Annotated in this window: 10 protein-coding genes; 1 reads left to right on the top strand and 9 read right to left on the bottom strand. The window is 71.9% G+C overall.

Going from position 1 to position 10,101, the window contains the following annotated elements; genetic code table 11:
- Positions 1-87: 87 nt before the first annotated feature.
- From dnaG to AFL01nite_RS09200, 6 genes are read right to left on the bottom strand one after another with little or no spacing between them, the layout of a single operon-like run.
- A complete protein-coding gene (gene dnaG, locus AFL01nite_RS09225) occupies positions 88-1,980 on the bottom strand; it encodes a DNA primase (protein ID WP_146827377.1) in 1,893 nt (630 codons plus the stop codon).
- 47 nt (positions 1,981-2,027) lie between these two features.
- Positions 2,028-3,236: a deoxyguanosinetriphosphate triphosphohydrolase gene (locus tag AFL01nite_RS09220; RefSeq protein ID WP_146827376.1), complete on the bottom strand. Its 1,209-nt coding sequence runs from the start codon at positions 3,234-3,236 to the stop codon at positions 2,028-2,030.
- A 35-nt stretch (positions 3,237-3,271) separates the two neighbouring features.
- Positions 3,272-4,117 carry a bifunctional DNA-formamidopyrimidine glycosylase/DNA-(apurinic or apyrimidinic site) lyase gene (gene mutM, locus AFL01nite_RS09215; RefSeq protein WP_146827375.1) on the bottom strand — a complete coding sequence of 282 codons (846 nt, stop codon included), beginning with the start codon at positions 4,115-4,117 and terminating at the stop codon, positions 3,272-3,274.
- Positions 4,101-4,838 carry a ribonuclease III gene (gene rnc, locus AFL01nite_RS09210; protein WP_425546791.1) on the bottom strand — a complete coding sequence of 246 codons (738 nt, stop codon included), beginning with the start codon at positions 4,836-4,838 and terminating at the stop codon, positions 4,101-4,103. Before rnc ends, mutM begins: the two co-directional genes overlap by 17 nt.
- 11 nt (positions 4,839-4,849) lie before the next feature.
- Positions 4,850-5,035: a 50S ribosomal protein L32 gene (gene rpmF / locus AFL01nite_RS09205; RefSeq protein ID WP_146827373.1), complete on the bottom strand. Its 186-nt coding sequence runs from the start codon at positions 5,033-5,035 to the stop codon at positions 4,850-4,852.
- 2 nt (positions 5,036-5,037) lie between these two features.
- The gene (locus AFL01nite_RS09200) at positions 5,038-5,634 is read right to left on the bottom strand and encodes a YceD family protein (RefSeq protein ID WP_307724460.1); all 597 of its coding nucleotides are present in this window, start codon (positions 5,632-5,634) and stop codon (positions 5,038-5,040) included.
- A 65-nt stretch (positions 5,635-5,699) separates the two neighbouring features.
- Here AFL01nite_RS09200 and dinB point away from each other — a divergent pair, with 65 nt between their 5' ends.
- Positions 5,700-6,902 carry a DNA polymerase IV gene (dinB, locus tag AFL01nite_RS09195; protein WP_146827372.1) on the top strand — a complete coding sequence of 401 codons (1,203 nt, stop codon included), beginning with the start codon at positions 5,700-5,702 and terminating at the stop codon, positions 6,900-6,902.
- A gap of 13 nt (positions 6,903-6,915) precedes the next feature.
- On the opposite strand, the gene coaD is transcribed toward dinB, so the two are convergent.
- The 3 genes from coaD to AFL01nite_RS09180 are packed head-to-tail and all read right to left on the bottom strand — an operon-like array spanning position 6,916 to position 10,101.
- A complete protein-coding gene (gene coaD, locus AFL01nite_RS09190) occupies positions 6,916-7,392 on the bottom strand; it encodes a pantetheine-phosphate adenylyltransferase (protein WP_146827371.1) in 477 nt (158 codons plus the stop codon).
- Position 7,393: 1 nt separating this feature from the next.
- Positions 7,394-7,933, bottom strand: coding sequence for a 16S rRNA (guanine(966)-N(2))-methyltransferase RsmD (gene rsmD, locus AFL01nite_RS09185; protein WP_146827370.1), 540 nt, complete (start codon positions 7,931-7,933; stop codon positions 7,394-7,396).
- The gene (locus AFL01nite_RS09180; RefSeq protein ID WP_246119659.1) at positions 7,930-10,101 is read right to left on the bottom strand and encodes an ATP-dependent DNA helicase RecG; all 2,172 of its coding nucleotides are present in this window, start codon (positions 10,099-10,101) and stop codon (positions 7,930-7,932) included. The genes rsmD and AFL01nite_RS09180 overlap by 4 nt, the downstream gene beginning before the upstream one ends.

The following is a 10,101-nucleotide window of genomic DNA, read 5'->3' as shown; positions in this document are numbered from 1 at the left end:
CCCGCCACTCGGCGAGTGGCGGGCATATTTGCGCCACTCGCGGAGAGGGGACGGACTGCGGTCCTCGCGGGGACGGGCGGGCGGGGCTCAGAAGCTGGCGGCGCCGAGGGCGCGCTCGCGGACGCCACGGCGGCGCTGCTCGAGGGCGACGAGCCGGCCGAAGACCTCCGAGTACTCCGGGTCGGTCGGGTCGGTGCGCTGCAGCCGTGACTTCACGTCACCGATCTGACGCGAGATGGCGAGCTCCTGGAGGCGGGCGAGCACCGCCGGCACGACGGCCACGGCGGTCTGCTCAGAGGCGTGCAGCGGCTCGACCGCGGCCACGCCGAGGACGCGGCGCAGGTCGTCGCCGGGCAGGGACTCGGCCACCGCGGGGAGCCAGCCCGCGTCGGCGCGATCGGGCAGCCCGCGCTCCACCATGTGTCGCCAGATCTCACGGGCGACCGGGTGGACGAAGTCCTCGTCGGTCAGGTCGGCCGCGACGGCACGGGCGACGTGCGGGTACTGCGCGAGCGCCTTGAGCGCCTCGCGCTCGTCGGAGAACTGCGGGGCCCCGAAGCTGGCGAACACGGCGGGCTCCGGGCGGGTGGGCGCCGGCTCGGCGGCCGCGGCGGCGCGCGCGAGCTTCGGCGGGCCCGAGGGCTTCTGGTCCTTCGCCTTGCGGTGCTCGGCGTGCACGAGGTCGATGTCGACGCCGGCACGCGTGGCGATCTCGCGCAGGAACTCGTCGACCTTGGAGGTGTCGCGCACCGCGGAGGCGAGGCGGACGGCCTCGCGCACCGCGTCGATGCGCTGGTCGCCGCGGTCGAGGTCGTAGCGCTCGAGCGTGTTGTCGAGCACGAACCGGTACAGCGGGATGCGCGAGCCGATCAGTTCGCGCACGGCCTCGTCGCCCTCGGCCAGGCGCAGGTCGCACGGGTCCTTGCCGGTGCCCTCGACCGCCACGTAGGTCTGGCCGACGAACTCCTCGTCGCCCTCGAACGCCTTCACGGCGGCCTTCTGACCCGCCTCGTCCCCGTCGAACGTGAAGATCACCTCGCCGTGGAACGCGTCGTGGTCGAGCATGAGCCGGCGCAGCACGCGCGCGTGCCCGTCGCCGAAGGCCGTGCCGCAGGTGGCCACGGCGGTCAGGACGCCGGCCTGGTGACAGGCCATGACGTCGGTGTATCCCTCGACGACGACCGCCTGGCTCTGCTTGCGGATCGGGTCGCGCGCGAGGTCGATGCCGTACAGGACCTGGGCCTTCTTGTAGATCGGCGTCTCGGACGTGTTGACGTACTTGCCGCTCATGAAGTCGTCGTCGAACATCCGGCGGGCGCCGAAGCCGATGACCTCGCCCGAGATCTCCTTGATCGGCCACAGCAGGCGGCCCTGGAACGCGTCGAACAGGCCGCGCGCCGACTTGCGGGCCAGTCCACCGACGACGAGCTCCTCCTCCGAGAAGCCCTTCGACCGCAGGTGGCCCACGAGGGCCTGGCCCGACTTCGGGGCCCAGCCCATGCCGAAGGTCTCGGCGGCCGCCTGGTCGAAGCCGCGGTCGGTGACGAGCCGGCGTCCGGGCGAGGCCTCGGGCGACGACATGAGCTGCTCGGCGTAGAAGCGCTCGGCGGCCTTGTGTGCGAGCAGCAGGCGCTGGCGCTGGCCCGGGTCGCGGCGGGGGCCGGTGGGTGCGCCGGTCTCCTCGTAGCGCAGCTGGATGCCGTACTTGTCGGCCAGCCGCTCGACCGACTCGGCGAACGTGAGGCCCTCGATCTCCATGAGGAACTTGATGGCGTCGCCGCCCGCGCTGCAGCCGAAGCAGTGGTAGAAGCCCTGGGCGGGTCGCACGTTGAACGAGGGCGTCTTCTCGTCGTGGAACGGGCACAGGCCCTTGCGGGCACCGCCGCCGGCGTTCTTCAGCGTGACGTACTGCTCGACGACCTCGTCGATCCGGGTCCGCTCACGGACGAGTTGGATGTCCTCGTCCTTGATGCGTGCCATGGCGTGATCCTACGGGGCGCCACCACCGGACGTGGCGGGTCGTGGGACTAACCCAGCAGCTTGCGCGCCCACGCCTTGGCCGACCCGTCGGTGAGGCTGGCCACCTGGTCGATGATGACCCGCAGCCGGTGGGCGTCGTCGTCCGCCGCACGGAAGTCGTCGGCGAACTCGGGCTCGAGCTCACCCTCGCCCTTGAGCCGCAGGTGGGCCACGAGGCCGTGCAGGAGGTCGCGCTGGCTCGCCAGGTCGGCCACCCGCAGGTCGGCGCGCATGATGTGGTGCGCGGCGAGCGACTTGAGCACGTTGATCTCGTCGAGCGTGTCCTGCGGGACCTCGAGCTGGCCCTCGTACCGCACGAGCGGCCCGCTCCCCCACCGCGCGACCGTCGCCTCGTAGGCGGCACCTGCGAACCGGCCGATCAGGGCGCTGGTCAGGGACTTGAGCACCGCCCGGGAGGCCCGCGTGCCGAGGTACGGCCCCACCGGCCACTCCCCCATGGCCCGGAGGCGTGCCAGCGCGGCGTCGAGGCGGTCGTCGGTGGCCGTGGGGTCGTACCAGTCGCGCGCGACGTGCCACGAGCCCGGCGTGTCGAGCTCGCCGACCAGGCTGAACCAGCCGCCGACCAGCCCGTCCTCGACGTCGTGCACGGAGTAGGCGATGTCGTCCGAGAGGTCCATGACCTGCGCCTCGATCGTGAGCCGCCCTTCGGTGTCGAGCCACTCGAAGACCGGCAGGTCGTCGTCGTAGACGCCGAACTTCGCGGTGTCGCGCTCACCGCGGCGCCATGGGTACTTCACGCACGAGGCGAGGGTGGCCCGGGTGAGGTTGAGCCCCACGCTCCGCCCGTCGGCGTCGAACGTCTTCGCCTCGAGCCGCGACAGGATCCGCAGGGTCTGGGCGTTGCCCTCGAACCCGCCGATGCTCGCGGCAGCCTCGTTGAGCGCGATCTCCCCGTTGTGGCCGAACGGCGGGTGCCCGAGGTCGTGCGAGAGCGCGGCGGAGTCGACGATCTCCGGGTCGCAGCCCAGGCTCTTGCCCAGCTCACGGGCGACCTGCGCCACCTCGAGGGAGTGCGTCAGCCGGTTGCGGACGAAGTCGTCGGTGCCGGCGCCCATGACCTGGGTCTTGCCGGCCAGCCGGCGCAGCGCCGACGAGTGCAGGATGCGGGCCCGGTCGCGCTCGAAGGACGTGCGTCCCGAGCGCTTGGGCGGCTCGGCCACGTATCGCTCGCGCGCCTCGCTCCCGTACCGGTCCACGCGGTCACCCTAGCGAGCCGCGCGGCGCCGCGAGGTCACCAGCGACCGTTGCGCGGACGCGGCTGGCACGTGGGACAGCGGTAGGACGAGCGGTTCATGAACGGCTCGCGCACGATCATGTCGCCGCAGCGGTCGCACGGGCGCCCGTCCTGGCCGTACGCGTGCAGCGAGCGGTCGAAGTAGCCGCTCTGGCCGTTGACGTTCACGTAGAGGGCGTCGAACGACGTGCCGCCCTGGTCAAGCGCCTCGGTCATGACGTCGCGGACGTGACCGATCAGCTCGGTGGCCTCGGCGATGCGGAGGCCCTTGGTGTTGCGGGCGTAGTGCAGCCGCGTGCGCCACAGGGCCTCGTCGGCGTAGATGTTGCCGACGCCGGAGACGAGCCCCTGGTCGAGCAGCGCGCGCTTGACGCCGGTCTGGCGGCGGCGCAGTCGAGCGACGAAGGCCGCGTCGTCGAACGCTGGGTCGAGGGGGTCGAGCGCGATGTGCGCGATCTCGACGGGAGGATCGGTCTCGCTGACCGACATGCCACCGAAGATCCGCTGGTCGGCGAACCGCAGCTGGCGGCCGTCGTCGAGGTCGAAGGTGATCCGCAGGTGGCGCGGCGCGGGGGCGTCGGCGTCGGAGATGAGGGCCTGTCCGCTCATGCCGAGGTGGGTCAGGACGCTCGAGCCGTCGTCGAGGACGAGCCAGAGGTACTTGCCGCGCCGGTGGGCGGCCTCGACGCGGCGCGAGACGAGTCGCGCGACGAAGTCGGAGGGGCCGGCTCCGTGCCGGCGGACGGACCGCGAGTCGAGGACCTCCACCGCGGTGATCGTGCGGCCGACGACGTGATCGACCAGGCCGCGCCGGACGACCTCGACCTCAGGAAGCTCCGGCACCGGTCCTGTCGACCGAGTCGTCGGTCGACTGCGCCTCGGCGCGCGCGCTGATCGCCCGCCAGGCGATCTCGGCGACCATCTGCTCGGCGTCCTTCTTGGACCGGCCCGTGCCGCCGTCGAAGCGCAGGTCGGTGAGCACGACCGACGCGGTGAACGTCTTGTCGTGGTCGGGGCCGGTGCCCTCGAGGACGTACGTCGGCACGCCGAGACCGTGCAGTGCACAGATCTCCTGCAGCGACGTCTTCCAGTCGAGTCCGGCGCCCATCTTGGCGGCCTCGGCGATCACCGGGTCGAAGATCGTGTGGACGACGTCGGCGGCCCGCTCGATGCCGAACTCGATGAAGATCGCGCCGAGCACGGCCTCCATCGCGTCGGACAGGATCGACGGCTTGTTGCGACCCCCGGAGGCCTCTTCGCCGCGCCCGAGGCGCAGGTGGTCGCCCAGCCCGAGGGTGCGCGCGACCTCGGCCAGCGCCTTGGCGCTGACGACGGCCGCGCGCAGCTTGGCCAGCTGGCCCTCGGGCAGGTCGGGATGACCCCGGAACAGCGTCTCGGTCACGACCAGCCCGAGCACCGAGTCGCCCAGGAACTCCAGGCGCTCGTTGTTCGGGATCTGGCCGTTCTCGTACGAGAAGGACCGGTGCGTCAGAGCATGGGTCATCAGCTCGGGGTCCAGGTCGGGGACCCCGAGAGTCTCGCTCAGTGCCGCGAGATCGGGCACGTCGGAGGAGGTCAGAGGACCTGGCGCTGCTCGCCACGGGCGCCGTACTGGCCGCACTCGGCGCAGGCGCGGTGCGACAGCACCTTGCCGTTGCAGGCCGGGTTCGCGCAGTCGACGGTGGCGGCAGCCGTCGTCTTCCACGCGGACCGGCGGTGACGGGTGTTGCTGCGCGACATCTTCCGCTTCGGGACGGCCACGATTACTCCTCAGGTCGTTCGGTCAGTTGGGTCAGCGTCGACCATCGCGGGTCGATCGCGTCGCCGTGTGTGTGATCTGGATCGTCCGCGAGCCGCGCTCCGCACTCGGGGCACAGTCCCGGGCACTCCGGGTCACACAACGGGTTGTGCGGCAGTGCGAGCACCACCGCGTCCCGCAGGACGGGCTCGAGGTCGAGATATTCGTCCTCGAGGGCCAGTTCGTCCTCGCCCGCGTCCTCGTAGAGGTAGAGCTCCTGGAAGTCGCCGTCGAAGTCCTCTTCGACGTCCCTCAAGCAGCGCACACACTCACCGACGGCGTGGACCGAGGCGGTTCCGGTGGCGAGGACACCTTCCATCAAGGCCTCGAGCCGGAGCTCGAGCTCGACGGGCGATCCCTCAGGAACACCGAAGACCGGAAGACCGAGGTCCGCCGGTGCATCCAGGACGAGCTCGAACGACTTCTCGGTACCCACTCGTCGCCTCAACACCTGGGTGTCGAACACGAACGGTCCCGAAATCACGTCCAGCCCCTCATCGAATGCACCAAAAGAACCACGGCCCACAAACGGGCCAGCGTCAATCGTACCCCGCACCGCCACGGGGAGGCCAATCGCGGTCCTCGGGTGTCGCAACAAACGTCGGACCGCGGTGGGACGCTGGAGGAATGGAGGGACAGGCGGCGGTGAACGACCGGATCGGGGGGATCCTGCACGCCGACCTGGACGCGTTCTACGCGTCGGTCGAGCAGCGCGACGACCCGCGCCTGCGCGGGCGCCCGGTCATCGTCGGCGGCGGGGTCGTGCTGGCGGGGTCGTACGAAGCGCGGGCCCGCGGCGTGCGCACCGCGATGGGCGGCCGGCAGGCGCTGCGGCTGTGTCCCGACGCGATCGTGGTGCCGCCCCGGTTCGACGCGTACGTCGAGGCCAGCCGTGCCGTGTTCGACATCTTCCGCGACACCACGCCCCTGGTCCGGGCCCTGTCCATCGACGAGGCCTTCCTCGACGTCTCGGGCCTGCGCCGACTACGCGGTCCGGCCCTGCCGATCGCGCGCGAGCTGCGCCGCCGGGTCCAGGCCGAGGTCGGCCTGCCGATCTCGGTGGGCATCGCCCGCACCCAGTACCTCGCCAAGGTCGCCAGTGCGCTGGCCAAGCCCGACGGCCTGCTCGTCGTGCCCACCGACGGCGAGCTGCAGTTCCTCCACGCGCTGCCGGTCGAGCGCCTCTGGGGCGTCGGCGACGTAACGGCGGCCAAGCTGCACGCGGCGCGCCTGCGCACCGTGGCCGACGTCGCTCGCCAGACGCCCGGCGAGCTCGCGGCAATCGTGGGCCGGGCGGCGGGACACCACCTGCACGCGCTGGCGACCGGCCACGATCCGCGGCGGGTCGAGTCCGCGCCCGCACGCCGGTCGATCGGGGCCCAGCACGCTCTGGGGGGTGGCAAGGCCACGTTCGCCGAGGCCGATCTCGCGCTGCTGGCGCTGTGCGACAAGGTGGGTCGACGGCTGCGGAGGGCCGGACGGGCGGCCTCCACCGTCACGGTGCGCCTGCGCTTCGGCGACTTCCGCCGCTCCACGTCGTCGCGCACGCTGCCGCGGCCCACCGAGAGCACCTCGGTCGTGTCGGAGGTCGCCCGGGCGTTGCTGCGCGCGCGTCAGGACGAGATCGAGCGCGACCGCATCACCCTGGTCGGCGTCGCCCTGTCAGGCCTCGACGACCACGGCACCCAGCTGGCGCTGCCGCTCGACGGCGAGGCCGATCCGGCGCTCGACCAGACGCTCGACCTCGTCGCGCAACGGTTCGGCACCGCCGCGGTGCGCCGCGGCAGTCATCTCGGGCGCGGCTGGGAGCCGCGCTCACCGGTGCAGTGAGCACCGGCCGGCGTCAGTGGCCGTAGGCCTCGTCGAGCGCGTTCATGACGTGCTTGGGCACGAGCCCGTTGACGTCGCCGCCGTGGCGGGCGACCTCCTTGACCAGGCTCGAGGCGATGAACGTGTAGTCGGGCGAGGTGGGGATGAAGACCGTGTCGATGCCGGTGAGGTTGCCGTTCATCTGGGCCATCTGCAGCTCGTAGTCGAAGTCCGACACCGCGCGCAGGCCCTTGACGATCGCCTGCACGTCGTTCTGGGCGCAGTAGTCGACCAGCAGCCCCGAGTACGAGTCGAGCGTGACGTTCTCGAGATCGGTGGTGGCCTCGGCGATCAGCTCGATGCGGCGATCGATCGGGAACAGGCCCGACTTGCTCTCGTTGACCAGCACCACGACGACGACCTCGTCGAAGAGGAACGAGGCCCGCTCGATGATGTCGAGGTGGCCGTTCGTCACGGGGTCGAAGGAACCGGGGCACACCACGCGCGTCATGTCAGTGACCGTACCAAAGCCGGGTGTCCCCGTACGCCTTGTCCCGGAGCGCGTCGAACCCCTCCGGCCACGCGAACGGGTCGCGCTTCGCGCGCTCGACCACGACGACGGCGTCGGGGTTCAGGTGCGGCCGCAGCGCCGTCAGGAGCGAGGCGACCTCGACCGAGGGAACGGCGTACGGCGGGTCGAGGAACACCAGGTCCCAGGGTCCCGACTCCTCGTCGACGAAGCGCTGCGCCGCGACCGTGTGCACCGTGGCCGGCGCACCGAGCTCCTTGACGTTGCGGGCGATCGTGCGCGCCGCCTTGGCGTACGACTCGACCAGGTCGGCGTGCTCCGCGCCGCGCGACAGCGCCTCGAGACCCAGCGCCCCGGAGCCCGCGTACAGGTCGAGCACGCGCAGGCCGTCGAACCCGCCCAGCAGGGAGTTGAGCGAGGCGAACATCGACTCGCGCACCCGGTCGGACGTGGGGCGCGTGCCGTCGCCGGTGGGCACCGTCAGCCGACGGCCGCCCCAGCGGCCGGAAATCACTCGCGTCATGCTCTCTCCAGGTAGTCGGCGCGCTCGGACTCCTCGAGCCGTCGGATCGAGGCCTCGAGGTCGGCCGGGACGTCGCCCGACGACAGCGCCGCGACGGCGGCGTCGCGCGCCGAGGCGATGACCTTCTCGTCGCGGACGACCGACAGCAGCTTCAGGCTCGACCGCACGCCGGACTGGCGCGCGCCGAGCACGTCGCCCTCACGGCGGAGCTCGGCGTCCAGGCGCGACAGCTCGAAGCCGTCCGTGCTGGCTGCGACCGCCGCGAGCCGCTCGCGCGCCGGTGTGCCCGCGGGCGACCCGGTGACGAGCAGGCACAGGCCGGGCTCGGAGCCTCGGCCCACCCGGCCGCGCAGCTGGTGCAGCTGCGAGACGCCGAACCGGTCGGCGTCCATGAGGATCATCATCGTGGCGTTCGGCACGTCGACGCCGACCTCGACGACGGTGGTGGCGACCAGCACGTCGAGGTCGCCGGCCGCGAACGCCGACATGACGGCGTCCTTCTCGTCGGCCGGCATCCGCCCGTGCAGCCGACCCAGGCGCAGGCCGGCCAGCGGTCCCTGCTCGAGGGCCTCGGCCAGCTCGACCAGGCCGACCGTGGGTCGCTTCTCGTCCTCGTCGTCCTCGGGCGGCTCGACGTCGTCGTCGGCGACCGCCTCGCCGATGCGGGAGACCACGACGTACGCCTGGCGGCCGCGGCCTACCTCCTCGTGCACGCGCTGCCACGCCCGGTCGATCCACGTGGGCTGCTCGGCCACCGGGACGACGTTGGTCTGGATCGGCTGCCGGCCGGCGGGCAGCTCGCGCAGCGTGGAGACCTCGAGGTCGCCGAACACCGTCATCGCGATCGTGCGCGGGATCGGCGTGGCCGTCATGACCAGCACGTGCGGGCTGACCCCGTCGGCGGCCGCGGCCCGGTCGGACAGGATCGACCGCTGCTCGACGCCGAAGCGGTGCTGCTCGTCGATCACGACGAGGCCCAGGTCGGCGAACTGCACGGTCTCCTCCAACAGGGCGTGGGTGCCGACGACGATGCCGGCCTCGCCCGAGACGATGTCGAGGAGGGCCTGCTGGCGCGCCTTGGCGCCCATCGAGCCGGTGAGGAGCCGGACCCGCGTGGCCTCGTCGGCGCCGCCGAGCATGCCGCCCTTGGCCAGGTCGCCGAGCATCCGCTCCATGCTCCGGTGGTGCTGGGTGGCCAGCACCTCGGTGGGGGCCAGCAGCGCGGCCTGTCCCCCGGAGTCGACGACCTGCAGCATCGCCAGCAGGGCCACGATCGTCTTGCCCGAGCCGACCTCCCCCTGCAGGAGCCGGTGCATCGGGCGGGTGTCGCTGAGGTCCTGGTCGATCTCGGCGGCGACCTTGGCCTGCCCCTCGGTCAGGGTGAACGGCAGCCGCTGCTCGAAGGCGACGCGGATCCCGTCGCCGCGTCCGGGTCGCGCCGTGGCGCGCCGCTGCTGCGTGTCGAGCCGCCGGCGGGCGAATACCGCCTGCACCTCGAACGCCTCCTCGAAGCGCAGCCGGGTCTGGGCGAAGACCCAGTCGGCTCGCGTGCGCGGGCGGTGGATGTACTCATAGGCCGTCGGCGCGTCGAGCAGGCCACGCTCGCTGCGCACCTGCTCGGGGAGCGGCTCGGGGAAGACGTCGACCACGTCCAGCGCGAGCTGGACCGAGCGCTCGACGTCCCACGTGGTCAGGCCGCCGCCCGCCGGGTAGATCGGCAGCGCGCCACCGCCGCGACCGAGGTCGGCGAGCGTCTTGCCGGGCGGCAGCTCGCGCATGTGGGGGGACGCCAGCTGCAGGCGCCCCTGGTAGACCGAGACCTCGCCCGAGAGCAGCTGTTGGCTGCCGACCGGCGTCTTGGACACGGCGAACTGGTTGAAGAAGACCGCCTCCATCGTGGCGCGACCGTCCGACAGCGTCACCACCACGCGGAACTTGCGCGGGTTGTTGCGGAATGTGAGCTTCTTGACGTCGAGCACCGTCGCGACGAACGCGACGACCTGGCCCTCCTCCAGCTCGGTGAAGGAGTCGGGGTGCTCGAGGTCGATGTAGCGACGCGGGAAGTGGCGCAGCAGGTCGCCGACCGTGCGGTGGCCGAAGGCCTTCTCGAGCTTCTTGGCCGAGTCGCCCACGACCTTCGAGAGGCGAGTGTCGAAGTCGATCGCCAC

It is taken from the genome of Aeromicrobium flavum, from assembly GCF_007992115.1.
Classification (GTDB): Bacteria; Actinomycetota; Actinomycetes; order Propionibacteriales; family Nocardioidaceae; genus Aeromicrobium; species Aeromicrobium flavum.
This window is presented reverse-complemented; position numbering and strand designations above follow the sequence as displayed.

Bases quoted from the DNA above. Each gene is read 5' to 3' on its own strand.
- dnaG (WP_146827377.1), bottom strand. From the start codon at position 1,980: ATGGCACGCATCAAGGACGAGGACATCCAACTCGTCCGTGAGCGGACC.
- rsmD (WP_146827370.1), bottom strand. From the start codon at position 7,933: ATGACGCGAGTGATTTCCGGCCGCTGGGGCGGCCGTCGGCTGACGGTG.
- dinB (WP_146827372.1), top strand. From the start codon at position 5,700: ATGGAGGGACAGGCGGCGGTGAACGACCGGATCGGGGGGATCCTGCAC.
- coaD (WP_146827371.1), bottom strand. From the start codon at position 7,392: ATGACGCGCGTGGTGTGCCCCGGTTCCTTCGACCCCGTGACGAACGGC.